Source organism: Amycolatopsis sp. CA-128772 (assembly GCF_002904295.1).
Classification (GTDB): Bacteria; Actinomycetota; Actinomycetes; order Mycobacteriales; family Pseudonocardiaceae; genus Amycolatopsis.
On sequence record NZ_PPHG01000082.1, the window covers coordinates 58,149 to 81,727 of the forward strand.

29 protein-coding genes are annotated in these 23,579 nt (G+C 70.5%); 14 read left to right on the top strand and 15 right to left on the bottom strand.

Features of this window, described 5'->3' with window-relative positions; genetic code table 11:
* Positions 1 to 2: 2 nt before the first annotated feature.
* Entirely contained in the window at positions 3 to 1,343 is a 1,341-nt protein-coding gene (locus tag C2L59_RS34750; protein WP_103353780.1) for a serine/threonine-protein kinase, read from the top strand.
* The gene (gene pknB / locus C2L59_RS34755) at positions 1,340 to 3,316 is read left to right on the top strand and encodes a Stk1 family PASTA domain-containing Ser/Thr kinase (RefSeq protein ID WP_103353781.1); all 1,977 of its coding nucleotides are present in this window, start codon (positions 1,340 to 1,342) and stop codon (positions 3,314 to 3,316) included. The genes C2L59_RS34750 and pknB overlap by 4 nt, the downstream gene beginning before the upstream one ends.
* A gap of 90 nt (positions 3,317 to 3,406) precedes the next feature.
* On the opposite strand, the gene C2L59_RS34760 is transcribed toward pknB, so the two are convergent.
* A complete protein-coding gene (locus C2L59_RS34760; RefSeq protein ID WP_103353782.1) occupies positions 3,407 to 3,670 on the bottom strand; it encodes a hypothetical protein in 264 nt (87 codons plus the stop codon).
* A gap of 52 nt (positions 3,671 to 3,722) precedes the next feature.
* Between C2L59_RS34760 and C2L59_RS34765 the strand changes: the two genes are divergently transcribed.
* On the top strand, positions 3,723 to 4,589 hold the full coding sequence (locus C2L59_RS34765) for a helix-turn-helix transcriptional regulator (RefSeq protein ID WP_103353783.1): 867 nt from the start codon (positions 3,723 to 3,725) through the stop codon (positions 4,587 to 4,589).
* Positions 4,590 to 4,612: 23 nt separating this feature from the next.
* Positions 4,613 to 4,825, top strand: a complete 213-nt coding sequence (locus C2L59_RS34770) for a DUF397 domain-containing protein (RefSeq protein ID WP_103353784.1) — start codon at positions 4,613 to 4,615, stop codon at positions 4,823 to 4,825.
* Here C2L59_RS34770 and C2L59_RS34775 read toward each other — a convergent pair.
* The 4 genes from C2L59_RS34775 to C2L59_RS34790 form a co-directional block, all read right to left on the bottom strand.
* A complete protein-coding gene (locus C2L59_RS34775; RefSeq protein WP_103353785.1) occupies positions 4,783 to 5,097 on the bottom strand; it encodes a hypothetical protein in 315 nt (104 codons plus the stop codon). The genes C2L59_RS34770 and C2L59_RS34775 overlap by 43 nt on opposite strands.
* 100 nt (positions 5,098 to 5,197) lie before the next feature.
* Positions 5,198 to 5,839, bottom strand: coding sequence for a hypothetical protein (locus C2L59_RS34780; RefSeq protein WP_103353786.1), 642 nt, complete (start codon positions 5,837 to 5,839; stop codon positions 5,198 to 5,200).
* Positions 5,827 to 6,618: an ABC transporter ATP-binding protein gene (locus tag C2L59_RS34785; protein ID WP_103353787.1), complete on the bottom strand. Its 792-nt coding sequence runs from the start codon at positions 6,616 to 6,618 to the stop codon at positions 5,827 to 5,829. The genes C2L59_RS34780 and C2L59_RS34785 overlap by 13 nt, the downstream gene beginning before the upstream one ends.
* A complete protein-coding gene (locus C2L59_RS34790) occupies positions 6,615 to 7,259 on the bottom strand; it encodes an aminodeoxychorismate/anthranilate synthase component II (protein ID WP_103353788.1) in 645 nt (214 codons plus the stop codon). Before C2L59_RS34790 ends, C2L59_RS34785 begins: the two co-directional genes overlap by 4 nt.
* Positions 7,260 to 7,371: 112 nt before the next feature.
* Between C2L59_RS34790 and C2L59_RS34795 the strand changes: the two genes are divergently transcribed.
* On the top strand, positions 7,372 to 8,691 hold the full coding sequence (locus C2L59_RS34795; protein WP_103353835.1) for an FAD-dependent oxidoreductase: 1,320 nt from the start codon (positions 7,372 to 7,374) through the stop codon (positions 8,689 to 8,691).
* Here C2L59_RS34795 and C2L59_RS34800 read toward each other — a convergent pair.
* Positions 8,688 to 9,290, bottom strand: coding sequence for a response regulator transcription factor (locus tag C2L59_RS34800; protein WP_103353836.1), 603 nt, complete (start codon positions 9,288 to 9,290; stop codon positions 8,688 to 8,690). The genes C2L59_RS34795 and C2L59_RS34800 overlap by 4 nt on opposite strands.
* Entirely contained in the window at positions 9,287 to 11,164 is a 1,878-nt protein-coding gene (locus C2L59_RS34805; RefSeq protein ID WP_103353789.1) for a histidine kinase, read from the bottom strand. The genes C2L59_RS34800 and C2L59_RS34805 overlap by 4 nt, the downstream gene beginning before the upstream one ends.
* Before the next feature lie 169 nt (positions 11,165 to 11,333).
* Here C2L59_RS34805 and C2L59_RS34810 point away from each other — a divergent pair, with 169 nt between their 5' ends.
* From C2L59_RS34810 to C2L59_RS34820, 3 genes are all read left to right on the top strand, one after another.
* Positions 11,334 to 12,047: an ABC transporter ATP-binding protein gene (locus C2L59_RS34810; protein ID WP_103353790.1), complete on the top strand. Its 714-nt coding sequence runs from the start codon at positions 11,334 to 11,336 to the stop codon at positions 12,045 to 12,047.
* A complete protein-coding gene (locus C2L59_RS34815; protein WP_103353791.1) occupies positions 12,044 to 12,778 on the top strand; it encodes an ABC transporter permease in 735 nt (244 codons plus the stop codon). The genes C2L59_RS34810 and C2L59_RS34815 overlap by 4 nt, the downstream gene beginning before the upstream one ends.
* A 96-nt stretch (positions 12,779 to 12,874) precedes the next feature.
* Positions 12,875 to 13,261, top strand: a complete 387-nt coding sequence (locus C2L59_RS34820; protein ID WP_103353792.1) for an SCO5389 family protein — start codon at positions 12,875 to 12,877, stop codon at positions 13,259 to 13,261.
* A gap of 93 nt (positions 13,262 to 13,354) precedes the next feature.
* On the opposite strand, the gene C2L59_RS34825 is transcribed toward C2L59_RS34820, so the two are convergent.
* The 3 genes from C2L59_RS34825 to C2L59_RS34835 all read right to left on the bottom strand — a co-directional run bounded on the left by C2L59_RS34825 (position 13,355) and on the right by C2L59_RS34835 (position 15,035).
* Positions 13,355 to 13,783 (bottom strand): protein-tyrosine phosphatase family protein, encoded by a 429-nt coding sequence (locus C2L59_RS34825; RefSeq protein ID WP_233223840.1) that lies wholly within the window; start codon positions 13,781 to 13,783, stop codon positions 13,355 to 13,357.
* A 71-nt stretch (positions 13,784 to 13,854) separates the two neighbouring features.
* Entirely contained in the window at positions 13,855 to 14,010 is a 156-nt protein-coding gene (locus C2L59_RS34830) for a hypothetical protein (RefSeq protein WP_003079060.1), read from the bottom strand.
* Positions 14,010 to 15,035 (bottom strand): class E sortase, encoded by a 1,026-nt coding sequence (locus tag C2L59_RS34835; protein ID WP_103353793.1) that lies wholly within the window; start codon positions 15,033 to 15,035, stop codon positions 14,010 to 14,012. The genes C2L59_RS34830 and C2L59_RS34835 overlap by 1 nt, the downstream gene beginning before the upstream one ends.
* 331 nt (positions 15,036 to 15,366) lie before the next feature.
* Between C2L59_RS34835 and crgA the strand changes: the two genes are divergently transcribed.
* Both crgA and C2L59_RS34845 read left to right on the top strand, forming a co-directional pair.
* On the top strand, positions 15,367 to 15,633 hold the full coding sequence (gene crgA / locus C2L59_RS34840) for a cell division protein CrgA (RefSeq protein WP_033261030.1): 267 nt from the start codon (positions 15,367 to 15,369) through the stop codon (positions 15,631 to 15,633).
* 70 nt (positions 15,634 to 15,703) lie between these two features.
* A complete protein-coding gene (locus tag C2L59_RS34845) occupies positions 15,704 to 16,123 on the top strand; it encodes a PH domain-containing protein (protein WP_233223841.1) in 420 nt (139 codons plus the stop codon).
* Here C2L59_RS34845 and C2L59_RS34850 read toward each other — a convergent pair.
* Positions 16,120 to 17,073, bottom strand: a complete 954-nt coding sequence (locus C2L59_RS34850; RefSeq protein WP_103353795.1) for a rhomboid family intramembrane serine protease — start codon at positions 17,071 to 17,073, stop codon at positions 16,120 to 16,122. The genes C2L59_RS34845 and C2L59_RS34850 overlap by 4 nt on opposite strands.
* 131 nt (positions 17,074 to 17,204) lie before the next feature.
* Complete coding sequence (locus C2L59_RS34855; protein ID WP_199199400.1) at positions 17,205 to 17,723, bottom strand: peptidylprolyl isomerase; 519 nt, start codon at positions 17,721 to 17,723, stop codon at positions 17,205 to 17,207.
* A gap of 155 nt (positions 17,724 to 17,878) precedes the next feature.
* Between C2L59_RS34855 and C2L59_RS34860 the strand changes: the two genes are divergently transcribed.
* Complete coding sequence (locus C2L59_RS34860) at positions 17,879 to 18,415, top strand: hypothetical protein (protein ID WP_103353796.1); 537 nt, start codon at positions 17,879 to 17,881, stop codon at positions 18,413 to 18,415.
* A gap of 64 nt (positions 18,416 to 18,479) precedes the next feature.
* On the opposite strand, the gene C2L59_RS34865 is transcribed toward C2L59_RS34860, so the two are convergent.
* Together C2L59_RS34865 and C2L59_RS34870 are read right to left on the bottom strand one after the other, a co-directional pair.
* Complete coding sequence (locus C2L59_RS34865; RefSeq protein WP_103353797.1) at positions 18,480 to 18,932, bottom strand: hypothetical protein; 453 nt, start codon at positions 18,930 to 18,932, stop codon at positions 18,480 to 18,482.
* 146 nt (positions 18,933 to 19,078) lie between these two features.
* Positions 19,079 to 19,615: a DUF2020 domain-containing protein gene (locus C2L59_RS34870; RefSeq protein ID WP_233223842.1), complete on the bottom strand. Its 537-nt coding sequence runs from the start codon at positions 19,613 to 19,615 to the stop codon at positions 19,079 to 19,081.
* A 69-nt stretch (positions 19,616 to 19,684) separates the two neighbouring features.
* Between C2L59_RS34870 and C2L59_RS34875 the strand changes: the two genes are divergently transcribed.
* From C2L59_RS34875 to C2L59_RS34885, 3 genes are read left to right on the top strand one after another with little or no spacing between them, the layout of a single operon-like run.
* The gene (locus tag C2L59_RS34875) at positions 19,685 to 20,311 is read left to right on the top strand and encodes a hypothetical protein (RefSeq protein ID WP_103353798.1); all 627 of its coding nucleotides are present in this window, start codon (positions 19,685 to 19,687) and stop codon (positions 20,309 to 20,311) included.
* 1 nt (position 20,312) lies between these two features.
* On the top strand, positions 20,313 to 20,951 hold the full coding sequence (locus C2L59_RS34880; protein ID WP_103353799.1) for a pyridoxal 5'-phosphate synthase: 639 nt from the start codon (positions 20,313 to 20,315) through the stop codon (positions 20,949 to 20,951).
* Between the two features lie 52 nt (positions 20,952 to 21,003).
* Positions 21,004 to 22,395 (top strand): alpha/beta fold hydrolase, encoded by a 1,392-nt coding sequence (locus C2L59_RS34885; RefSeq protein WP_103353800.1) that lies wholly within the window; start codon positions 21,004 to 21,006, stop codon positions 22,393 to 22,395.
* Here C2L59_RS34885 and C2L59_RS34890 read toward each other — a convergent pair.
* The gene (locus tag C2L59_RS34890; RefSeq protein ID WP_103353801.1) at positions 22,373 to 23,578 is read right to left on the bottom strand and encodes a cytochrome P450; all 1,206 of its coding nucleotides are present in this window, start codon (positions 23,576 to 23,578) and stop codon (positions 22,373 to 22,375) included. The genes C2L59_RS34885 and C2L59_RS34890 overlap by 23 nt on opposite strands.
* Position 23,579: the final 1 nt, after the last annotated feature.

The window sequence follows — 23,579 nt, forward strand, 5'->3', positions numbered from 1 at the left end:
GCATGCTGTCCTCCGGCCAGCTGCTGGCCGATCGTTACAAGCTGACGAGCCGGATCGCCGTCGGCGGGATGGGCGAGGTCTGGCAGGCCAGCGACACCCGGCTGGACCGGACCGTGGCCGTCAAGATCCTCAAAGCCGAGCTCTCCGGCGACGCCGAGTTCCTCCACCGCTTCCGCACGGAAGCACGGATGACGGCGTCCCTGAACCACCCCGGCATCGCCGCGGTGCACGACTACGGCGAGACCATCTTCGACGGCGACCTGTCGATCGCGTACCTGGTGATGGAGCTCGTCGACGGTGACCCGCTGGCCGGGTTGCTGGCCAAGCACGGGCGGCTGTCGGCGGAGTTCACGCTCGACATGCTCGAGCAGGCGGGCAACGCGCTGCAGGCCGCGCACAACCACGGCCTGGTCCACCGCGACGTCAAACCGGGCAACATCCTGGTGACGTCGGCGGGCCAGGTGAAGATCACCGACTTCGGCGTCGCGAAGGCGGCCGACGCGGCTCCGGTCACCCGGTCCGGCATGGTCATGGGGACAGCGCACTACATCGCGCCGGAGCAGGCGCTCGGGCAGCCGGCCGAGCCGGCGTCCGACGTCTACTCGCTGGCGGTGTGCGGCTACGAGTGCCTCGCCGGGCACCGGCCGTTCCTGTCCGAGAACGCCGTGACGGTCGCGATGATGCACATCCGCGACATTCCGCCGCCGCTGCCGCCGGACGTGCCGCCCGCGGCGCGCGCGGTGATCGAGGCGACCCTGGTCAAGGACCCGCGGCAGCGCTACAACAACGGCGGCGAGTTCGCCTCCGCCGTCGCCGCGGTCCGCGCCGGGCTGCCGCTGCCGACGCCGTCCGGGCTGGTCAACGCCACCTACACGACGGGCCAGCAGCCGGCCGTGCCGCAGCAGGTGCCGCAGCCGCCCCCGTCGATGCCGGTGCCGATCCCGCCGCAGCAGCTGCCCCCGCCGCAGCAGCTGCCGATGGGTCCGCCGTCCCCCGCGATGAACCCGATGATCGCCATCGGCCCGCCGTCCCGGCCGGCCCCGCGGCAGGTCATGCTGCCGGCCGCCCGGAAGAAGACGCAGTGGGGCTGGTGGGCGCTTCTCGCCGCGATCCTGCTCGTTGTCCTGGTGGCGGGGATCGTGCTGGTGGCGAAGATGCTGGGCGGCGGCAACGGCTCACCGCCGCACACCGGCCAGCCGCAGAGCGCGGTGGTCCCGGGCAGACAGGTGCCCGCGGAACAGTCCGCCATCAGCTACCCGGTGGACCCGCCCGGCACGACCGACGATGGCCGGCAAGGCATCATGACCACACCTTGGACGGAATGGAACGGCACCCAGAGATGAGCACACCCAGACTGCTCTCCAACCGGTACGAGCTGGGCGAAACGCTCGGCTACGGAGGCATGTCCGAGGTCCATCACGGCCACGACGTGCGTCTCGGCCGGGAAGTCGCGATCAAGATCCTCCGTGCCGACCTCGCCAGGGACCCGCAGTTCCAGGAGCGCTTCCGCCGTGAGGCGCAGAACGCCGCCGCGCTGAACCACCCGGCGATCGTCGCGGTCTACGACACGGGTGAAGCCAACACCGACTTCGGGCCGCTGCCGTACATCGTCATGGAGTACGTCGAAGGCCGGACGCTGCGCGACATCGTCAAGACCGAGGGTCCGATGTCGCAGAAGCGGGCGATGGAGGTCATGGCCGACGTCTGCGCGGCGCTGGACTTCTCGCACCGCCACGGCATCGTGCACCGCGACGTCAAGCCGGCCAACGTGATGATCACGAAGAACGGCGCGGTCAAGGTGATGGACTTCGGCATCGCGCGCGCGATGCACGACGGCCAGTCCGCCATGACCCAGACCGCCGCGGTGATCGGCACGGCGCAGTACCTGTCGCCGGAGCAGGCCCGCGGCGAGTCCGTCGACGCGCGTTCGGACGTTTACGCGGCCGGCTGCGTGCTGTACGAGCTCATCACCGGCGAGCCGCCGTTCACCGGTGATTCGCCGGTCGCGGTGGCCTACCAGCACGTCCGGGAGGACCCGAACCCGCCGTCGTCGGTGAACCCGGCGGTGGCGCCCGAGCTGGACGCGGTCGTGCTGAAGGCGCTGGCCAAGGGCCCGGCGAACCGCTACCAGTCGGCCGCGGAGATGCGCTCGGACCTGGTGCGCACCCTGTCGGGCCAGCGCCCGGCGGCGCCGATGGTGATGTCCGAAGACGAGCGCACGCAGGTGATGAACGCCGATCGCCGTCAGCCGCAGCGCTACGAGGAGTACACCGAGCCGGACGACGAGGACCCGCGCGCCAAGCGGCGCCGCCGCACGATCCTGGCCGCGGTCGCGGCGGTGTTCGTGCTGGGCGCGGTGCTGCTGATCATGTGGCTGGCGGGTTCGTTCAAGGGCAACGACACCACGCTGGTGGCGGTCCCGGACGTGCTGCACCAGTCGGTCCCGCAGGCCCGGGAAACGCTGAACGGCAAGGGCTTCAACGGCACGATCGAGCAGAAGCAGGTGACCTGCGGGGTCCCGCCGACCGGCGACACCCCGCAGTGCGGCGACGGCGACGTCAACCGCGTCATCAAGATCGACCCGTCGGTCGGGACGCAGGTCGCGACCAGCCAGAAGATCACCCTGTACGTCGGGGTCGCGCCGGGCAAGGCCAGCGTGCCGGACCTCAAGGGCAAGACGCGCGACCAGGCCGAGCAGGCGCTTACGGACGCGAAGCTGACCCTGAACCCGAGCATCCAGGAGGTCGAGGTCAGCGACCCGAACCAGGCCGGCCTGGTGCAGGAGCAGAACCCGGCCGCGTCGACCCAGGTCGACCAGGGCACCAGCGTGCAGATCACGGTGGCCAAGTCGAAGCAGCTCAAGACGGTCACCGACTTCACCGGCAAGCCGTACTCGCAGGCCAAGTCGGCGCTGGAAGGCCAGGGCTGGAAGACGAAGAAGAACGAGCAGGCGTCGGAAACGGTGCCGAAGGACTCGGTCATCACCCAGAACCCGAACGGCGGCCAGCTGCCGATCGGCGAGACGATCACGCTGACCGTGTCGACCGGTCCGGACGCCTCGTCGAACCAGATCCAGATGCCCACCCTGTCCGGGATGACGGTCGACCAGGCGCAGGACAAGCTGTCGAGCATGGGCTGGACGGGCCGGATCATCCAGAAGTCCGACAAGAGCAGCAGCCAGCCCGAGGGCACGATCACCGGGCAGAACCCGGGTGCGGGTTCGCAGATCAACAAGGACCAGAACGTCACGGTCACGGTGTCGGAAGGCAACGGGTTCCCGTCCTTCACGCTCACTCCACCGACAAGTTCCCGGTAACTGATCGGCAACTGATCGGCAACTGACTGCCAACTGATCGGCAACTGATCGGCAACTGAAGGGCCCGTACGGTTCGCCGTGCGGGCCTTTTCAGTTGTCGAGCCAGCGCAGTTCGACGTCCCCGACCCGGCGCTGGACGCGCAGCAGCCGTTCCGCGGTATCGGACGAATGAATCGAGTGCTGCCCGCTGTACCGGAAGAGGGCGCCGCCGCCGTGTTGCAGCTCGATGCCCCAGCCGATCAGGGGTGCGCCGTCGAGGTGGTGTGCCGTCCCGAAAACCGTGAACAGCCTGGGCTTTCCGGCCAGGGCCAGCTCCTCGATCACGCGCTGGTACGGTGTGCGGTCAGTGCTCATGGAAAGACCTTACCGAGAAACTTTCTCCTTAAGCAACTGGTAGTGTCTGCGCATGCACATCCCGTCGGATCCCGAACTGCTGAAGACGCAGCTGGGCATCGAGCTGCGCCGGCTGCGTGAAGAGGCCGGATTCACCGCGTTGGAGGCGTGCGCGGCGATCAACGCGCACACGCCGAAGCTCTCGAAGCTGGAGAACGGCAACCAGACGGCGGACCCGGAGGACATCCGCAAGCTGGCCGAGTTCTACCGGGCGACGCCGGAGCAGCGCGACTACCTGGTGGCGCTGGCCGAGGCCCAGCCGAAACGACGCCGGCGCCGGAAGGCGGCCGAGCGCGACGCGGTGCCGGACTGGTTCCGCCGGTTCTTGGCGCTCGAATGGGACGCGACGGAGATCCGCACCTACCAGATCGACTTGATCCCCGGTCTGCTCCAGATCGAGGACTACGCGCGGTCGAACATCCTCGCCTGGGAACCGGAAGTCGACGAGCGGATCGTGGACAAGCAGGTGACCACCCGACTCGAACGGCAGGTCGCCTTGCGGCGCAACGGCCGCCCGTCACTGCGCCTCGATGTGGTGTTGAGCGAGGCGGCATTGCGCCGGGTTCAGGGCAGCCACGCCATCATGCGGGCGCAGTTGCAGCACCTGGTCGCAGCGTCGAAGCGGCCCAATATCACCATCCGCGTGCTGCCGTTCGCAGTTCCCGACCGCATCGCGATGCCCTCGTCCTTCTCGCTCTTCCGCCTGCAGGAGCAGAACTTTTCGACCGTCTACCTCGAAGACCTGTTCGGCGCGACCTACCTCAAGGAGCCGGACGAGTTCACCAAGTACAGCGTCGTTTACGGCCGCCTGCGGGATGCCGCACTGGACCCGGAAGCGTCTCGCAAGTTCATCGCTAAGGTGGCAGAGTCCTATAAGTAGAGCGCCACCTGAAGGGGTGTGTGATGACAGCCCCCGAGTCCCCGATCTGGTTCAAGAGCAGCTACAGCGGAAGCAACGGCGGCGACTGTGTCGAAGTCGCCTTCACCGGTCCCGCCGTGGGCATCCGTGACACCAAAGCCCGCGCGGCCGGCCAGCTCACCGTCTCCGGCCCGGCGTGGGATGCCCTGCTGGGTCACGCTTTGTCGAGGAACCCCCGCACGGCACCGAGCACCTGATCGGCATCGCTCGCGGCACCGCAGTCGAGCTCCAGCTCCTCGGCGGCGCCCGAGCGCTTCACTTTCAGGGACACGCTCCCCGCCCCACGCGTCAGCCACGCGAAGAGCGACCGGCAGAACACCCCGGCGGAGTTGCTCGACACCCCGACCACGACGGCGTCGAAGACCTGGACCCGGCCGCGGAGCTCGGCTTCGCCGCGCAACCAGGCGGCGAGCTCCGGAAGCTCGCGGTCGGAGTTTGGCACGGTGATCGCAACGATCCCAGCCGTCACCCGGTCTCCCTTCACCCAGAACCGGAGAGGACACGAACCTTAGTCGTGTTCGTGGTCTCCCCGGAAGCCCGGGCCGAAATTTGAATACTGCAATTTGCAGTCAGGAGCGTCGGCGAACCAGCGCCGAAACGGCGAAGAAGCTGGCGGCCAGCATCGCCACCGACGTCACCAGGGCCAGCACCAGCGGGGCGCCGACCGGTTCGTCGTCGGTCAGGGCGTGCAGCAGCGGGTGGACCAGCGGGATCTTCGCCAGCAGCACCACCACGAGCGTGATCACCGCCGCGAGCACCGTCCAGCCGACGCGCTGCACCAGCAGCCGCGAGCACGGCAGCGCGATCGCGATTCCCAGCAGCGCGCACGCGAGGTGCGCCGGCAACCCGATCCCGAGCTCCGCCGGATGGAACTTGGACGCCTTGATCGCCGACCACACCTCGGTGATCACGGTGAGGACCAGGGAGCAGGCCAGCACCGTCAGCACCGCGCCGGTGATCATCCGCCGCCACTGCCGGGCGTGGCTCAACGTCACCAGGCGCTGCACCGGGTCCTCGATGTCGAGCAGGGCGATCGTCAGCCAGCACGACACGACCAGCAACCCGCCGGCGCTCACGCCGAACAGCGGCAACGGCGGCGAATTCGGGTCGGCGTAGAGGATCACGCAGAGCGCGAGGTACGCCAGCAGGGCCGGCAGGTATCGCTGGGAATGCCCGAGCAGCGTCAGGTAGTACCGCGTCAGGGCGAGCACGGCGCCACCTCCCGCACCGACCAGCCGTCCTTCAGCGCGCGCAGCAGCACCGCGTCCACCGCGGCGATCTCCACCGTCAGCACCACCTGGGTGCCCTCGGCGACGGCGTGCCGTACTCCCGGCTTGCCCACCCAGCCGCTTTCGCCGCCGCGCAGCACGATCCGGGTGGTCGGCTCGGCGCTTTCGGCCGTGAGCCGGCCTTCGTTCATCAGGTGCACGACGTCGGCGTGGTCGTGCACCACCTGCGGCCGGTGGTCGGTGAACACGACGCTCGCGCCGCGCGCCCGCGTCTCGGCGACGAGCTCGCCGAGGATCGCGTGCGTGCCGACGTCGAGGCCGGACCACGGCTCGTCGAGGATCAGCAGGTCCGGCCGGACCATCACGGCCTGGGCGAGCCCGACCTTCTGCGCGTTGCCCTTGGACAGGGTGCGCAGCGGGGCCGTCGGGCCGCCGACGAGCTCGAGGCGTTCGAGCAGCGGGTCGATCACCGAAAAGTCCGCGAGGCCGCGGATGCGGGCCATGTGCCGCAGGTAGGCCCGCGCGCCCATGCGCTGGCCGGCGGGGAAGCGGTCCGGCAGGTAGCCGATCCGCGGGGTCCCGCGCAGCGTGCCGGTGGTGGCGTGCGAGACGCCGGCCATGATCCGCAGCAGCGTCGACTTCCCGGAGCCGTTGCTGCCGAGGACGCCGACGACGTGCCCGGGCTCGACGGTCAGGTCGACGTCGCGGAGGACGAAGTCACCGCGCCCGTACCGCTTGCCGACTCCCTCGAGCCGGATCACGCAACAGCGGCCTTCTGGAGCGCCTTGGTCGCCCGCTCGAGCTCGTCGACCCGCACCGGATCGACCGGGTGACCCGCCGCGGCCAGCCAGTTCGCCAGCATCCGGTGGCCGCCCTCGGTGAGCACGGACTCCGGGTGGAACTGGACGCCTTCCAGCGGCAGCTCGCGGTGGCGCATGCCCATCACGATGCCGGATTCGGTGCGGCCGGTGATCTCGAAGACGGTGTCGTCGATGGTGTCGGGCACCACGGTCAGGGAGTGGTAGCGGGTGGCCGTGAACTCCTCCGGCAGGTCCTTGAGGATGCCGGCGCTCTCGTGGCGGACCTGGCTCGTCTTGCCGTGGAGCAGCTCGGGCGCGCGGTCGACGGTCGCGCCGTAGACGACGCCGAGCGCCTGGTGGCCGAGGCAGACGCCGAGCATCGGGGTGCGCGTCTCGGCGCACTTGCGGATGACGTCCATGCTCTGACCAGCGCGTTCGGGCGTTCCCGGGCCGGGCGAGACGAGCACGGCGTCGAATTCGGGCACGCGGTCGAGGTCCACGACGTCGTTGCGCCAGACCGTGCAGTCGGCGCCGAGCTGGGCCAGGTACTGGACCAGGTTGTAGACGAAGCTGTCGTAGTTGTCGACGACGAGAACGCGCATGGGGCCGAGCTTACCGGCTCCCACCTGGTGGACCGTACGCCAAATCACATTTTAGGTTAGGTGATCCTAACTTACCGTGGACCGGGTGAGCCGTTCTCTTCGTGTAGCCGTGGTGGGTGCCGGTCCGGCCGGCATCTACGCCGCCGACATCCTGGACAAGTCCGACGCCGATGTGACGATCGACCTGTTCGAGCGCATGCCGGCGCCCTTCGGGCTGATCCGGTACGGCGTCGCGCCCGACCACCCGCGCATCAAGGGGATCGTGACGGCGCTGGAGAAGGTGCTGTCGAAGCCGAACGTCCGCCTGCTGGGCAACATCGACTACGGCACCGACATCAAGCTCGACGAGCTGCGCGAGTTCTACGACGCGGTGATCTTCTCGACCGGCGCGTCCGCCGACCGCGCCCTCGACATCCCGGGCATCGACCTCGACGGCAGCTACGGCGCCGCCGACTTCGTCTCCTGGTACGACGGCCACCCGGACGTGCCGCGCACCTGGCCGCTGACCGCGTCCTCGGTCGCGGTCCTCGGCGTCGGGAACGTCGCCCTGGACGTGGCCCGGATCCTGGCGAAGACGGCCGACGAGCTGCTGACCACCGACATCCCGGACAACGTCTACCAGGGCCTGCGCACGAGCCCGGTGACCGACGTGCACGTGTTCGGCCGCCGCGGGCCGGCGCAGGCGAAGTTCACCCCGCTGGAGCTGCGGGAGCTGGACCACTCGCCGAACGTCGAGGTCATCGTGTACCCCGAGGACATCGAGTTCGACGAAGGCAGCGTCGCCGCGCTGCGGGCGTCGAAGCAGATCGACATGGTCGTGAAGACGCTGCAGGAGTGGGCGATCCGCGAGCCGGGCACCCGGCCGCGGCGGCTGCACCTGCACTTCTTCCACTCGCCGGCTTCGGTGCTGGGTTCGGACGGCCGCGTGACGGGCCTGCGCACCGAGCGGACCGAGCTGACCGGCGACGGGACCGTCCGTGGTACCGGCGAATTCCACGACTGGGACGTCCAGGCGGTCTACCGCGCGGTCGGCTACCTGTCGTCGCACCTGCCGGAACTGCCGTTCGACCACGTGGCCGGCGTGGTCCCGAACCAGGCGGGCCGCGTGCTGGACCTGGACGAGAACCAGCTGCCGGGCGTGTACGTGACGGGCTGGATCAAGCGCGGCCCGATCGGCCTGATCGGCCACACGAAGGGCGACGCGGCGGAGACGATCGCGAGCCTCCTGTCGGACGCCGACACGCTGACGGCCCCGAAGTACGCCTCGCCGGACGCGATCCTGGACTTCCTGGCCACCCGCGGCATCCCGTTCACCACGTGGGACGGCTGGGGCCGCCTGGACGCCCACGAGAAGTCGCTGGGCTCGGCGACGGGCCGGGAACGGATCAAGGTGGTCGAGCGCGAGGAGATGACCCGCGTCTCGCGCGGCTAGGTGCCCGCGCCGAGGTAGGCGAGGACCGCCATCACCCGGCGGTTCGTGTCGTCCGAGGCCGTGATGTCGAGCTTGGCGAAGATGTTCGCGGTGTGCTTGCCGACCGCGCCCTCGCTGAAGTGCAGCTTCGCGGCGATCGCGGCGTTCGAACAGCCTTCCGCCATCAGCGACAGGACCTCGCGCTCTCTCGGCGTCAGGGCGGCCAGGGGGTCGGAGGCGTTGCCCGCCACCAGTTTCGCGATCACCTCGGGGTCCATCACCGTGCCGCCGGCGGCGACCCGGCGGACCGCGTCGATGAACTGCTCGGCGTTGAACACGCGGTCCTTCAGCAGGTAGCCGATCGCGCCCGTGCCGTCGGCGAGCAGCTCGCGCGCGTACAGCTGCTCGACGTGCTGGGAGAGCACGAGGATCGGCAGCCCGGGAACGTCCCGGCGGGCGGCCAGCGCGGCCTGCAGGCCCTCGTCGGTGTTCGTCGGCGGCATCCGGACGTCCACAATAGACACTTCCGGGCGGTGCTCGCGCAGGGCCGCCACCAGTTCCGGACCAGTTCCGACCGCCGCGACAACCTCGAAACCGTGTGCCGCCAAGAGGTGCGTCAGACCGTCTCGGAGGAGGTATTGGTCCTCGGCGACGACGGTTCTTGGTCGACCACCTCGGGGGGTCCGGGTGGCGGAGCCCCCGGCTCGGGGCGGAGCCCCGGAAGTATCAGACACGGGATCTCCAGGGTCGCCTTCGTCGGGCCGCCGATCGGGCTGGTCAGCGTCAACCTACCGTCGAAGCCACCGAGCCGGCGCTCGATTCCCCGCAGTCCCGACCCGCGGGCCGGGTTCGCGCCACCCGGGCCGTCGTCGGTCGCCACCACCGTGAGGACGTCGTCGGCGAACGCCACCTCGATCGACACCCGCTTCGCGCCGTGTTTCGCCGCGTTGCCGAGCAGTTCCGACACCGCGAAGTACACGCACGCCTCCACCGGCTCCTCGACGCGGCCCGGCAGCGAGCCGGTGACCTCGGACTTCAGCGGGCTGTCCATGGCCAGCGCGCGGACGGCGTCCAGCAGCCCGCGTTCGGACAGCACCGGCGGGTGGATCCCGCGGATCAGCACCCGCAGCTCGGTGAGCGCTTCCGACGACGACGCCCGCAGCTCCGCCGCGAGCCGTTTGGCGGCCACGGGATCGGTGTCCACCAGCGCCTCGACCGCGCCGAGCTTCATGCCCATCGCGACGAGCCGCGACTGGATGCCGTCGTGCAGGTCGCGCTCGATCCGGCGCAGCTCCGCGGCCTGCGTGACCGTGACGTCGGACCGGGTCTGCTTCAGCCGTTCCACGCGCTGGGCGAGCCGCGTCGACTCCGTCGGTCCCAGCCACAGGCGCGCGAACCGCACCTGCTGCCGGGCGAGCCACGGGGCCGGCATCAGCCCGGCGACGGCCAGCACCAGCAGGACGGGCGTCTGCGCGAGCGCGCCCAGGTGCGTCGACACCTCCGGGAACGGGAACCAGTCGATGCGCGGCGACACGAAGGGCCGCCAGATCCAGAGCGCCGCCAGGCCGGCGACACCCCGGCCGACCAGCGCGACCGTCGGCAGGATCAGCACGAGCGAAACCAGCGGGATCAGCACGCCGCCGATGAGGTCGCGCCAGGTGGCCCGGTCGCGCAGGATCCACAGCATGCGGGCGTGCTGGAGCGGCCAGAACGGCTCTTCGTAGAGCTGCTTGCAGGACTGGTAGAGCCCGTCGGGACGGGGCACCGGCAGCCCCGGCGGCGGCAGGTACGGCCGCGGAATGTGCACGCCGGTCCAGTTGCCGGCCTCGCGCCGCCAGGTGTCGGTGATGGTGCGGGTCCACAGCACGACCGGGACCGCCAGCGGCATGTAGCAGATCATGAGGACCAGCTGCGGGACCGTGAACACCAGCTGGACCACGGAAACCGCGAACAGCCCGGCCTGCTGCCCCAGCGCCTCGAGGTGCCGGTGCAGCCAGTTCTTCCGGGGCTCGGCCGGCGGGCGGGGGCCGAGCATCCAGCGCGTCCACCGGCCGTGGCCGCGCAGGGCCGCCGGCCCGCCGAGCAGGACGGCGACCGGCAGCAGCAGCGTGAGCAGCGGGTTCACCAGCTGCCAGGTGAACTCCCGGCCCGACGCCGGGTCTTCCAGCGCCCAGGTGAGCCGGTGCTGCCAGCGGATCCAGAACGCCCGCTTGTAGAGCTGGTTGCCGTCGCGGTACCAGCCGTCGCGCTCGCGCACCGGCTCGGGCGGCTCGGGCCGGTAGGGCACCGCGACCTCGACGCCGCACCAGCGCCCGGCCAGCGTCCGGGCGACCGTCGAGCGGCCGCGGGTCCATTCGACCGCGGGGCCGAGGAAGAACACGGCCCCCACGCACAGGAGCGCGAACGCGATCAGCTCGACCAGCACGTCGAGCCAGCTGAGCAACGAGAACGCGGCCAGCGCCAGGGCCCGGCCCAGCGCACGCGAGTACGTCATGCGGCACCTCCTTCCCCCGGAATCCTCGTCTCCCCGCCCCGGATCGCGCACTGCCCCGAGCTCCCCGAACGGGGTGGGCCCAGCCCCACCCCGGCTTCAGCAAAACGCTACCTGAGCTGGGGTTTCAGCGTCATTACGGAGGCGACCGCCGGTTCGTAGCTTTGTCGTCATGCCACTCATCGAAGTCACCGACCTCCGCAAGAGCTACGGCAACCGGGTCGCGGTCGACGGCGTTTCGTTCACCGTCGAGCGCGGCGAGATCTTCGGCATCCTCGGTACGAACGGCGCCGGGAAGACCACCACCGTCGAATGCCTCCAGGGCCTGCGCCGGGCCGACGGCGGCACGATCTCCGTGCTCGGCCTCGACCCGGCGGCCGAGCACGCGGCGCTGACCCGCCGCGTCGGCGTCCAGCTGCAGGAGAGCCAGCTGCCGGCGAAACTGCGGGTGCGCGAAGCCCTGGAGCTGTTCGCGTCCTTCTACCCCGACCCCGCCGACGTCGACGTCCTGCTCGACCAGCTGGGCCTGCGCGACCACGCCCGCAGCTACTTCGGGAAGCTGTCCGGCGGCCAGAAGCAGCGCGTGTCGATCGCCCTCGCCCTGGTGGGCCGACCCGAGCTGGCGATCCTCGACGAGCTGACCACCGGGCTCGACCCGCACGCCCGCCGCGAAACGTGGCAGCTCGTCGAAGGCGTCCGCGCCACCGGCGTGACGGTCCTGCTGGTCACCCACTTCATGGACGAAGCCGAACGGCTCTGCGACCGCGTCGCGATCTTCGACGCCGGCCGCGTGGTCGCCACCGGCACCCCGACCGAGCTCCGCGCCACCGCCGGAGCCTCCACTTTGGACGACGCGTTCGTCACGCTGACCAGGAGCACCCGATGAGCACCCTCACCAAGATCACCGCGACCGAGGCGAAGGTCTTCCTCCGGTCGCCGTTCATGGCGATCGCCGGCGTCCTGCTGCCGTCGATCCTGCTGCTCGCGATCGGCGCGATCCCGGGCATGACCGAGCCGAGCGAGGCGGCGGGCGGCTACCGGTTCATCGACGCGTGGGTGCCGTCGCTGGTGGTCATCAGCCTGGCGATGCTGGCCCTGCAGTCGATCCCGGCGACCGTCGCCGCGTACCGCGAGCAGGGCGTGCTGCGCCGGCTGGCGACGACCCCGGTGCACCCGGCGAACCTGCTGGTGGCCCAGCTGGTGATCCACGTCGTGGTGGCGCTGGCCGGCATCGCGCTGGTGCTGGGCCTGGCCAACGCCGTGTACGACGTCCCGCTGCCGAAGCACCCGCTGATGTTCGTGGTGACGCTGCTGCTCGGCGTGGTCTCGACGTTCTCCCTGGGCCTGATCACGGCCTCGATCGCGGGCACGGCCAAGAGCGCGAACGGGCTGGCGATGGTCACGTTCGTCCCGATCATGTTCTTCGGCGGCGTCTACCTGCCGCGGCCGCTGCTCCCGGCGGTGCTGCAGCGGATCGGCGACTACGTCCCGCCGGGCTCGCAGCCCCTGCAGGACACCTGGGTCGGCACCGGCGTGCAGCCCCTGCAGCTGGTCGCCCTCGCCGCGTTCGCGGTGCTCGGCACGGCGCTGGCGGCGCGGTTGTTCCGCTGGGAGTGAGCCTTCCGCCATAGTGGTGATGATCATCGTTTTCTCTTGTGGCCGCGCCGGCCGGCCGGTAGCCAAGAGGGTGGCCCTGCTCAAACTGGAGGTTCGATGTCCCTGGACGTGTCACCCGCGCTGCTGGAGAAGGCCGAGCGCGGGGAGGTCACCGACGCCGAGTTCGTCACCTGCGTCAAGGAATCCCTGCCCTACGCCTGGGAGGTCATCACCGGAGTCATCGCGGACGCCGAAGGCACGGGTTTCGCCGACAACGAGACACCCCCACCGAGCGAGGCGGCCCGCGGGCAGTTGCTCCGGGCGCTGGCCTCGGACGCCATCCGCGGCGGTCTGGAGCGGCACTTCGGCGTCAAGCTGGCGTTCCAGAACTGCCACCGGGTGGCGGCGTTCCACCGGTCCGAGGTGGAAGGTGACCGCTACCGGGCGTTCGTCTCCCCGCGGGGGCAGCTGCTCAACCAGAGCCCGGAACTGCGCGACTGCTAGCCCGAAGCGGCTATCGGCGGGCCGGCCCTCCCACGTGTTGATGCTCGCAGGAGGGCCGCCCCGCGGAGCTTTTCCGAGGGAAGCCGCCGAACCTCAAGAACCGAGGCCGGTCAGCAGCCGAGCCGTCGGCAGGCCGCTCTCCAGGTACCGCACGAACAGCTCGTTGCTCAGCGCCCCCGGGCCGCGCCGCTGCCGGATGAAGGCGATCGCCGCCGGCATGTCCAGACCCAGTTCGACCAGGGCCTGGGCGACCACCAGGCCGGACCGGTTCTGCCCGGCGTGGCAGCGGACCAGGGTCCGCCGCCCCGCGCGGACCGCCTCGACCGCGAGCCCGGCGAAGCGCTCGACCTCGCCGATCTGCGCCTCGGTCAGCGGGCCGTCCGGCATCTCGGCGACGTGGTGCTCGACACCGGGTGCCGGGCCGTGACCCTCGCGTCGATACAGGCTCAGCACGAGGCCGAACTCGCGCCCGACCACCACCGGCTCCACACCGGCCGCGCCGACCCGGATGTGTCCGCCCATCCAGAGACCCGGCCGGATCTCGTTCCACGGGTCTTCCGGCGGCGGGGTGCCCCGGTCCTTCCGTGAGGTCTTCAGTTGACCGCGACCTCGTTGAACCACAGCCGCGGTTCCAGCCACGGGAACACCACGAACATCAGCAGCGCCACGACGCCGAGCGCCAGGACCACCGCGATCGTCAGCTTCGCCGCGAACGGGCCCGGGAGCTTCCGCCAGATCCAGGCGTACATCAGGCTTCCCCGATCTTCGACAGCAGGTCGCCGTAGTCCTTGACCTGGTTCTTCGGTACCTGCTGGGTCAGCACCGACGTGATGATGAGCCGCTCGCGGGCGGAGAACTGGGGGTGGCACGTCGTCAGCGTGAGCAGCGCCGCCTGCTGGGCCTTCGGCAGCACGTCCGCGCCCTTGTACGGGACCGGGTTCACCGCCGCGCCGTTGCTGGGCAGCACGACCTTGCGGCCGTACGTCTCGCTGTACGGGCCGCCGTCCTCGGCACCACCGTCGCGCAGCGTCGAGACGCCCTTGCACTTCGGGTCGGCGCCCTTGCCGCCGGCCCAGTCCTTCACCTCGTCGTCGTAGGGCAGGACCTTGTAGATGTAGAAGTCGGTCGAGGTTTCGATCACGATCTGGTCACAGGAGGAGAGGTTGTCCAGGTCGTTGAACGGGGCGCCCTTGCCGACGCGGTGGCCGGCCACGGCGAAGTTGCCAGGCTCACCGGGCAGCGACGTGCCCTTGTAGTGGCCGGGGCCGACCTCCAGGGCGGTGTCGTCCGTGCCTTCCTGGATGGTGAAGTTGTAGTCGACGCCGAAGGTGGGGATGTGGATGCGGGCGAACGCCTTGCCGTCGATCAGCTCGGGGTGCAGCGTGCGGTCGTGCGCCCACTCGCCGTCGAGCTGGTCGCTCGCCGCGGACTGCTTGCCCGCCGAGAACAGGTCGGTCACGTACAGCTCGTAGACCATGAACAGCAGCACGACCAGGCCCAGCGTGATGAGGACCTCGCCGGCCGTCCGGATCGCGACGCCGCCCTTGCCGAGCGGGGCCGCGGCCGGCTTCTCCTTGGTCGCCGTACCGCCCTTGCCGACCGGGGCGAAGATGACGGTCTCTTCGTTCGCGCCAGGCGGCGGGGGCGGGCCGGCGTAGCGGCGCGGCGGCGGGCCCGGCTGACGCCGCGGCGGCTGGCCCTGCGGGCCACGCTGCTGGGCCGGCGGGGGCGGCACCTGGCCGCGCGGAGGCGGGCCGGGACGACGCTGCGGCATGGGCTGACCGCGGTGTCTGCGCCGGTCGTCATCCGGTCCTTCGCGCGTAGCCACGCAAGCTCCTCTCAAGCCGCGTCGAACCCTGAACCTTATTCTGGTTAGGACGGCGCCACGGACCGCACGTTGCCACCTGTGGTGACCCTCGCGCCGGCCGACGGCTGAATAAGGTTCACCTGGGTGACCCCGTTGTCACGGTCCGGGAAATCCGACCACTCCTGGCCGCTGCTTTCCTGCGGTCGTTTACGTTAACGTGTGCACGTGGCGCTGGTTGCGCACCCTCAGCGGGACATCGCCACCAGACGAGCCCGAAGAGCACCGCGAGGAACACACGATGCCCAAGTCCAAGGTCCGCAAGAAGACGGCGTACACCCCGCCCGCCGACCGGCGCACGCCGGTGAAGGTGCGGGCCGCCGGCCCCACCGGCCTCGCCTGGAAGATCCCCATGTTCGGGCTGATGCTCGTGGGACTGGTGTGGCTGCTGGTCAACTACATCGCGGGAGACAAGATCTCCTGGATGGCCGACCTGGGCAACTGGAACTTCGCCGGCGGGTTCGCGCTGATGATCGCCGGTCTGCTGATGACCATGCGCTGGCGTTGACAATTACTCCGAACGGCCGCTTGACGCCGAATTACAGCGGTGTGACTCATCCCCAGTGTGGATAACCCCTGTGGATAACTACCCCACCTCTTGGGCGCCCCGCCAGGCGGTTGTGGTATCGGCCTGGGCGGTCACGGCGTTGCTGCTGGCCGGCGTGGTGACCGACGCGCTGACCGGCGACCGCGGCGGGCTGGTGCTGTTCGCCCTCGCCGCGGTGGCCGTCGGCGCGTTCGCCGCGCACGCCACCGTCGTCCGGCCGCGGCTGGCCGCCGGTCCCGACGGCCTCGCCACCCGGACGCTGGGCGGCACGCACCGGCTCCCGTGGGCGCAGACCCGCACCCGGCTGCGCACCACCAGGCGGATGGGCCGCGACGGCGTCACGCTCGAAATCGAGCACGAAGACGAGCTGTACGTCTTCGGCTGGCTGGACCTCGGCGAGGACCCACGGGACGTCCTGGACGTCCTCAGCACCCTGCGGGCGCGCAGTTAGGCGCAGAAGTAGGTCGGGACGCCCTGGAACGGGACGAAGCCGCAGATCGCGGTGCCGAACTGGCTCGCCGCGTACGCCAGCAAGCCCACGATGGCGAGCGCGATGATCGTGAGGCCGATGGCCTGCCACCGCGCCTGGTTCGCCTGCGGGGCGTAGAGCAGCGCCACGGTGACCAGCGCGCCGGTCACCAGGCCGCCGACGTGCGCCCAGATCGAGATGCCCGAGATGCCGAACGTGATGAAGGCGTTCAGGGCGAGGGTGATGATCAGCCCGGTCGGGTTCAGCCGCAGCTTCAGCACCAACACCGCGTACGCGCCCATCAGGCCGAACAGCGCTCCGGACGCGCCGACCGTCGGCAGGCCGTCCTGGTCGAAGAGCAGGACGGCGGCGGACGCGCCGAGCATCGAGATGAAGTAGAGCGCGAGGTAGCGGCCGCGGCCGCAGACCTGCTCCAGGGCCCGGCCCATCATCCACAGCGAGAACATGTTGACCGCGACGTGGATGGGCCCGTAGTGCAGGAACCCGCTGGTCAGGACCCGCCACCACTCGTCGTGGCCGAGGGTCGCGGTGACGTAGAGGCTGCCGCGCTGGAAGGCGTTCGAGGCGTTGTTGTCGTTGAGGCTCTGGGCCTGGAAGACCGTGAAGAGGAAGACCAGGACGTTCACCGCGAGGAGGACCTGGGTGACGAGCACGGACTGCGAGAGCCGCGCGCCGAAGACCGTCCGCTGGCCGAAGCCGGCTTCCTGGTAGCCGCGGTGCTGACGGCGTTCCTGCTGGCCGCCGGTGTGGACGCAGTCGGTGCACTGGAAGCCGACGGGGGCTTCGCGGAGACAATCCGGGCACGCCGGACGCCCGCACCGGGAACAGCTCAGCCCGGTCGGGCGGTTCGGGTGCCACCAGCACCCGGGCAGCGCGGCTTGCTCGGCGGCGGGGTTCGGCGGTTGGTTCACGATGGCACCAACCTACCGAAACCCGCGCAAAGAAACCGTCAGTAAGGCTTATTCAGCCGTCGGCCGCCACACAACTCCGCCCTGACCTGCCGGTTTGCTCGCGAGGCGTGGCGGCCTGACCAGAATAAGCCTCAGTGTTCGACCGTGACCTTTTCGATCACGATGTCGGTCAGCGGGCGGTCCGCCGGGCCGGTCGACGTGCGCGCGATCGTGTCGACGACGGTGCGCGACTCCTGGTCGGCCACCTCGCCGAAGATCGTGTGCCGGAAGTTCAGGTGGGTGGTCGGCGCCACGGTGATGAAGAACTGCGAGCCGTTGGTGCCCGGCCCGGCGTTCGCCATGGCCAACAGGTACGGCTTGCTGAACTGCAGCTCCGGGTGGAACTCGTCGCCGAACTTGTAGCCGGGGCCGCCGCGGCCGGTGCCGGTCGGGTCGCCGCCCTGCAGCATGAAGCCGTCGATGACCCGGTGGAAGATCGAGCCGTCGTAGAAGGGGCCGGAGTCGGTGCCCGCCGCGTTCGGCTGGGTGTACTCCTTGGTGCCCTCCGCGAGCCCGACGAAGTTCGCGACCGTCTTCGGCGCGTGGTCCGGGAACAGGTTCAGGTGGATGTCACCCTGGTTGGTGTGCAGCGTAGCTTTCACGTACCTCATCGTGCCATCTCACGCATCTTTGGGCGGTCCGGGGGCGTGCCCCCGGCTGGGGTCTGGGGTTTGACCCCAGAAGGACAGAGCGCGGCTCCGGAAAAAGGGGCACGATAGGTTACGGGTAACAGAGCAGTGTCAAAACGAATGATGAGGTGAAGCCCATGTCCCGGGCGACAGCCCAGGCCGTCGAGACCGCCGACAAACTCGTCACCGAGGGTGTCAAGCAGGGGCGGCGCGCGCAGAAGAAGCTCGCGAAGAAGACGGAACTGACCCGCAAGGAGCTCAAGAAGAGCTCGAAGGCCGCTCGTCAGGAGGCGCTCGCGCGCCTGTCCGAGCTGCGCAAGCCGGGTCGCAAGGCGAAGAAGGCCGCCATCAAGGCCGCGAAGGCGGCCGGCGACTCGAAGCGCCGCGGCAAGAAGGACTTCAAGGCGGCGAAGAAGGACTTCTACGCCGCGCTGTCCGAGGCCAAGTCGGCCGCCAAGGGCACCCGCAGCCGTCGCAAGTGGCCGTGGCTGCTCGGCCTGGTCGTGGTCGGCGCCGGCGCCGCCTACGCCCTCCGTTCGAAGCAGGAGCCGCCGGTCGCGCCCGCGCCGCCGAAGGCCACCCCGCCCGCGCCGAAGCCCGCCGAAGCGGCGAAGCCGACTCCGCAGGCGAACGGCAAGGCGCCCTCTCCGGCGCCCGCCGAGAAGAAGAACTGAACCAGACGCGAAGAGGCCCCCGGGGGTGCAGCCGGGGGCCTCTTCAGTCGTGCCTGGGAACCGATCAGACGGCAGCGGCGTGCTTGTCGATCAGCTGGCCGAGACGCGGCAGCGCCTCTTCGACGTTCTTCTTGCCGTTCGGGCGCAGCTTCGAGTAGACCTTCTTGATGCTGTCGCGGCTGCTCTTCTCCGCGCGGGAGTCGGTGACGGACAGCAGCGCGTCGGAAGCCTCGTCCGAGCGGCTGGTCAGGTAGGCGCCGAAGTCGTTGCCACCCCGGGCGCGGAAGTCGCCGTAGAAGGGCTCGAGCGCGGACGCGAAGTCCGGCAGCAGCGTGTCGACGGCCGAGGGGATGATGCCCGGCTTGATCTTCTTGACCGCGGCGAAGCCGGTCTTCACGACGGCACCCGAAACGCCGCCCTTGTCCGAGACCTCGGCGTCGACGAGGGTCTCGAAGTCGGAGACGACAGCCGGGCGGCGGCCGGAGTCGAGCAGGATTTCCTTGAGGGTGTCAGCCACGAATCTTGTCCTTTGTCGTTGCAGAGTTGGTGCCCCGCCCCGGGGTGGGGGTCCCCGGTGGCTGCGGTGCGCGAGTCCACGAAGCCTGCGCGTGACGCACAGGGTAATACAAGATCAACATCACTCACCCGTGTGGAGGTCACTACCTAGAGCTTCAGGGCGGAGATAGTCTTTTTGACCACTGTGCGTGCCTTGACGCTCTGTTTCTGGTTCGTGGTCGCGATGACCGCCGTCGACCCCTTCGCGACCGCGTAGACGGCCCCACCATCGGTCGACAAATAGCCCCCCTTCCAGCCGGAAGGGTCGCTCGCCGGGTTGGACGAGTCGACCGGCGCCGCCTGGTTGACCAGCGCCGTCGCCGTCTTGGCGTCCCCGACGTAGACACGGACGGTGAGCTGGACCTTCCCGTCCGGGCGATAGAAGAAGCACGCCGGGTGCGGCTGGTCGGCCGACACGCGCACCTTCGACACGTGCTGGCCGTTCGACTCGGCCACGAATTCGCTCCCGAGGTACGGGCAGTCCCCGGTCGCGCCCGGCTGGGGATCCGGGGGCAGGCCGCCGGACCCGGTACCCGCTGCGGTGGACGCGGACGGCGGGCTGGGCGCCGCGGTGCCGGTCACGATGGTGGCGCTGCAGCCGGCCAGCAGGGCCACGGCGGGCGCGAAAAGTACGAGTCGTCGCATAGCGCGGACAGTCAACCACGAAGCATGTGTGGAAACCGCTGGCTGACGGCGGCGTGAGACGATGGCCGCGTGCTCACCCCGGAGCAGTACCTCGGCGCGATGGCCGAGCGCATCCAGCGGGCCGGCGGCCGGCTGCACACCGTGCCGATCGGGCCGGCCACGGCCGTCGTCGGGCTGTTCACCGAGGCGGTGCTGCTGACGAAGATGAACTACTGCGTCATGGCGGCCGCCATCCCCGAGGTCGGCGCGGCGGCGCTGTACGACTTCACCGGCCGCGCCACGCAGTACGCCCGCGCGAACCTGGAAGGCACCCTGGGCTGGACCGCGACTTCGGTGGTCATCGCCGGGCTCGTCGGCCAGCGCGTGTACCCGGACGCCGCGCAGGCCGCGTCGGCCAAGTCGAGCAACCAGTTCGGCGGCGAGACGCGGATGGTCGCGGTCGACCTCACGGCCGGGCAGCTGCACGCGTTCGTCGGCGGCAAGTTCTGGGGCGCCGCGATGCACGGGTCGATCAACGCCAAGCTGACGTACTGCTTCCCGCAGCCCGCCGAGGTCTACCAGCAGGTGCAGTGGCAGCAGGCGCAGCAGCAGCCCCAGCTCCCGATGCCGGCCCCGGCGCCGCAGCTGCCGCCCCCGCCGGTCGTCGGCCCGCCACCGCCGGGACACCAGCCGCAGCAGGGGCCGTACGGTTACTGACATGGTGCAGTTGCGCGGCTGGCCGTCGTTCCCCGAAGAACTTCCCGTGTTCACGCCGGAAACGGCGCCGGCGGACCCGCAGGCGCTGTTCGTCGAGTGGCTGACCGAAGCCGGCGAGCACGTGCTGGCCCCGCACGCCGTCACCCTGTCCACAGTGGATGCCGATGGCGCGCCCGACGCGCGCGTGGTGATCCTCAAGGACGTCGGGCCGGCCGGCTGGGCGGTCGCGACCAGCTCGGAAAGCCCGAAGGGCCTCCAGCTGCGCAAGGACCCGCGGGCCGCGCTGACGTTCTTCTGGCCCGGCCGCGGCCGCCAGGTCCGGCTGCGCGGCCCGGTCACCCCGGCCGCCCCCGAGGTCTCGGCGGCGGACTTCCTCGCCCGGCCGCCGGCGTCGCGCGTCGAGGCGTACATCGGGCACCAGTCCCAGGTGCTGCACGACCCGGCCGACCTCGACGCGGCGGCCGCGGAGGCGCAGCGGTGGGTCGAGGAGAACCCGGACGTGGCCCCGGAAACCTGGACGCGGTACCTCGTCGACCCGGACGAAGCCGAGTTCTGGCAGGCGAGCCACGATCGTCGGCACGTCCGGCTGCGGTACCGGAAGACGGGCGAAGGCTGGGTCCGCGAGCGCCTCTGGCCGTGACGAGCCGTTCGGGGGTATGCGCGTCCGGCGCGCGTGTGCGCATGATGCAGGTATGCGCTCGAAGCTCCTGACCGCCGGGCTGGTCCTCACGCTCACCGCCGCCCTCGGGGGTGCGGCCGACGCAGCCCCCGGGAGACGGCCGGCGCTGGCGGACCCGCACCCGTGTCCCGGCCAGCCGGGTTTCACGTGCTCGACGTTGACCGTCCCGCTCGACCACACCGGCCGCGTCCCGGGCACGATCGGCCTCCCGGTGGCGACCGCGGACAACGCGGACGCCCCCAAGGGCGTGCTGCTGTTCCTGACGGGCGGCCCGGGCCAGGGCGGCGTCGGCACGATCACGCGCATCGCGAAGCAGCGGCTGCCGGAGGTCGCGAAGGACTACCGGATCGTCATGCTCGACCAGCGCGGCACCGGCCCGTCGGGGGCGCTGCAGTGCCCGGGCCTGCAGGCGCAGCTGGGCAGTTCGGACATCGCGACGCCGTCCCCCGACGCCGTCCGGGAGTGCGCGGCCATCCTCGGCGAGACGGCCCCGCTGTATTCGACCGACCAGACGGTGGCGGACTTCGACCGGCTGCGGCAGGCGCTGGACGTCCCGAAGCTGGTGGTCGACGGCGTCTCGTACGGTTCGTTCACGGCGGCCCGGTACGCGATCGCGCACCCGGACCACGTCAGCAAGGTGATCCTCGATTCGGTCCTGCCGCACCACGCGACGGCGTCGGCCTCGCTGTACCTGACGGGCTTGACGGCGGAGGCCCGCGTGCTGCGCGCGGCCTGCGCGGTCGCCCCGGCCTGCGGCTACGACCCGGCTGCGGACCTGGCGTGGGTGGTCCGCCACCGCGGCACGGCGGACGGCGTGCGGATCTTCGACACGGTGGTGTCGTACGAGTTCTCGGACCCGACGTACCGCAACCCGCAAGCGGGCGACATCATCGGCGCCCTCCACGACGCCCGCACCGGCGCCCCGGCCCACCTGGACGCGTTGCTGGAGGCGTACCGGTCCGGCGGCGACGACCCGGCCGCGTTCAGCGCCGGCCTCCACGCGGCGACACTGTGCGCCGACCAGCGGTTCCCGTGGGGCTCGGCGGCCACGCCGGTCCCGCTCCGGCAGCCGTTGTTGTCCTTGACTGCCCACACACTGCCGGCGTCGGCAACCTGGCCGTACACGACGGAGGTGGCGACGCAGCAGGGGTTCGTCCAGAGCTGCCTGCCGTGGCCGGCGGAGCGCCCGGGCTCGAACCCGGCCGGTTCGCTGCCGAACGTCCCGGTCCTGCTGCTCAACGGCGACCGCGACCTGTCGACGCCGCTGGAGTGGGCCCGCGAGGAGGCGGCCCGGGCCCCGCGCGGCTCGTTGGTGGTCGTGCCCGGTGAGTCCCACTCGATCCAGAACCGGGAACGCGGCCACGCGGGCCGGGACGCCGTCATCAGTTTCCTGGCGTCCAAGTGACCGGCAACTCGTGCACGCCGTAGATGTTCATGTCCGTCCGCAGTTTCACCTCGCCGGCCGGGACCGCGAGCGCCAGGTCCGGGAACCGGCGCAGCAGACCGCCGAAGCCGGCGCGCATCTCGATGCGGGCCAGTTGCTGGCCGAGGCACTGGTGGATGCCGTGGCCGAACGACAGGAGGCCGCGGGCGTTGCGGTGGATGTCCAGCGCGTCCGGGTTCTCGAAGCGCCGCGGGTCGTGGTTGGCGGCCAGCAGTGAAATCACCACCGTCGAGCCCTTGGTGATCGTTTCCCCGCCGAGTTCGAGGTCCTCGGTCGCGTAGCGGAAGAAGATGTCGGCCACCGACAAGTAGCGCAGCAGTTCCTCGACCGCGCCCGGCAGCAGTTCCGCGTCGGCGCGCAGCTCGGCGGCCTGCTCCGGGTGTTCCAGCAGCGCGAACGCGCCCAGGGAGAGCATGTTCGCCGTCGTCTCGTGGCCCGCGAGCAGCAGCAGGAACGCGGCGCCGGTGAGCTCCTCGATCGTCAGGTCGTCGTGGCGGGCCAGGTCGGACAGGATGTCCTCGCCCGGCTCGGCGCGCTTGTTCGTGACCAGCTCGGCGAGGTAGGTGTTGAGCGCGATGTACGCGCCCATCTTCTCCTCGATCGTCTGCTCCCGGACCATGAACTGCGCCGAGTTGGCCTGGAACGTGTCCCGGTCCGCGTACGGCACGCCGAGCAGCTCGCAGATCACCAGTGACGGCACCGGGAGCGCGAACTCCTTGACCAGGTCGACCGGCGGGGCCAGCCGCGCCAGGTGGTCCAGCTGCCGCTCGACGACGTCGGCGATGTGCTCCTCGAGCTGCTTCATCCGCTTGACCGTGAAAGCGCCGGTGAGCTTGCGGCGCAGCCGGCTGTGGTCCGGCGGGTCCATCGCGACGAACATGCCCGGCATCGGCGGCGACGGCTCGGTCGCCGCCGGCATGCCCGTCTCGTACGGCACGTGGATGACGTCGAGGTCCAGGCGCGAGCTGAACCGCGTGTCGGCCATCAGCTGCCGGACCTCCTCGTAGCCGGTGACGAGGTAGCCCTCGTGCCCGTCGGGGAACACCAGCGGGCTGACCGGGCGGGCGCCGCGCAGCCGGGTGATCGCGCTCGGCGGGTCGAAGGGGCCCGCGTCGCGGTCCATCGGGAGTCCGTGCTGGCTCATC

What these genes read in the sequence shown, in the direction of transcription:
- C2L59_RS34890 (WP_103353801.1), bottom strand. Translation starts at nt 23,578, where the DNA reads ATGAGCCAGCACGGACTCCCGATGGACCGCGACGCGGGCCCCTTCGAC.
- C2L59_RS34860 (WP_103353796.1), top strand. Translation starts at nt 17,879, where the DNA reads ATGTCCCGGGCGACAGCCCAGGCCGTCGAGACCGCCGACAAACTCGTC.
- crgA (WP_033261030.1), top strand. Translation starts at nt 15,367, where the DNA reads ATGCCCAAGTCCAAGGTCCGCAAGAAGACGGCGTACACCCCGCCCGCC.
- C2L59_RS34750 (WP_103353780.1), top strand. Translation starts at nt 3, where the DNA reads ATGCTGTCCTCCGGCCAGCTGCTGGCCGATCGTTACAAGCTGACGAGC.
- C2L59_RS34810 (WP_103353790.1), top strand. Translation starts at nt 11,334, where the DNA reads ATGCCACTCATCGAAGTCACCGACCTCCGCAAGAGCTACGGCAACCGG.
- C2L59_RS34870 (WP_233223842.1), bottom strand. Translation starts at nt 19,615, where the DNA reads ATGCGACGACTCGTACTTTTCGCGCCCGCCGTGGCCCTGCTGGCCGGC.
- C2L59_RS34820 (WP_103353792.1), top strand. Translation starts at nt 12,875, where the DNA reads ATGTCCCTGGACGTGTCACCCGCGCTGCTGGAGAAGGCCGAGCGCGGG.
- C2L59_RS34760 (WP_103353782.1), bottom strand. Translation starts at nt 3,670, where the DNA reads ATGAGCACTGACCGCACACCGTACCAGCGCGTGATCGAGGAGCTGGCC.
- C2L59_RS34880 (WP_103353799.1), top strand. Translation starts at nt 20,313, where the DNA reads ATGGTGCAGTTGCGCGGCTGGCCGTCGTTCCCCGAAGAACTTCCCGTG.
- C2L59_RS34835 (WP_103353793.1), bottom strand. Translation starts at nt 15,035, where the DNA reads ATGCCGCAGCGTCGTCCCGGCCCGCCTCCGCGCGGCCAGGTGCCGCCC.
- C2L59_RS34855 (WP_199199400.1), bottom strand. Translation starts at nt 17,723, where the DNA reads ATGAGGTACGTGAAAGCTACGCTGCACACCAACCAGGGTGACATCCAC.
- C2L59_RS34765 (WP_103353783.1), top strand. Translation starts at nt 3,723, where the DNA reads ATGCACATCCCGTCGGATCCCGAACTGCTGAAGACGCAGCTGGGCATC.
- pknB (WP_103353781.1), top strand. Translation starts at nt 1,340, where the DNA reads ATGAGCACACCCAGACTGCTCTCCAACCGGTACGAGCTGGGCGAAACG.
- C2L59_RS34815 (WP_103353791.1), top strand. Translation starts at nt 12,044, where the DNA reads ATGAGCACCCTCACCAAGATCACCGCGACCGAGGCGAAGGTCTTCCTC.
- C2L59_RS34805 (WP_103353789.1), bottom strand. Translation starts at nt 11,164, where the DNA reads ATGACGTACTCGCGTGCGCTGGGCCGGGCCCTGGCGCTGGCCGCGTTC.
- C2L59_RS34825 (WP_233223840.1), bottom strand. Translation starts at nt 13,783, where the DNA reads ATGGGCGGACACATCCGGGTCGGCGCGGCCGGTGTGGAGCCGGTGGTG.
- C2L59_RS34770 (WP_103353784.1), top strand. Translation starts at nt 4,613, where the DNA reads ATGACAGCCCCCGAGTCCCCGATCTGGTTCAAGAGCAGCTACAGCGGA.
- C2L59_RS34885 (WP_103353800.1), top strand. Translation starts at nt 21,004, where the DNA reads ATGCGCTCGAAGCTCCTGACCGCCGGGCTGGTCCTCACGCTCACCGCC.
- C2L59_RS34830 (WP_003079060.1), bottom strand. Translation starts at nt 14,010, where the DNA reads ATGTACGCCTGGATCTGGCGGAAGCTCCCGGGCCCGTTCGCGGCGAAG.
- C2L59_RS34790 (WP_103353788.1), bottom strand. Translation starts at nt 7,259, where the DNA reads ATGCGCGTTCTCGTCGTCGACAACTACGACAGCTTCGTCTACAACCTG.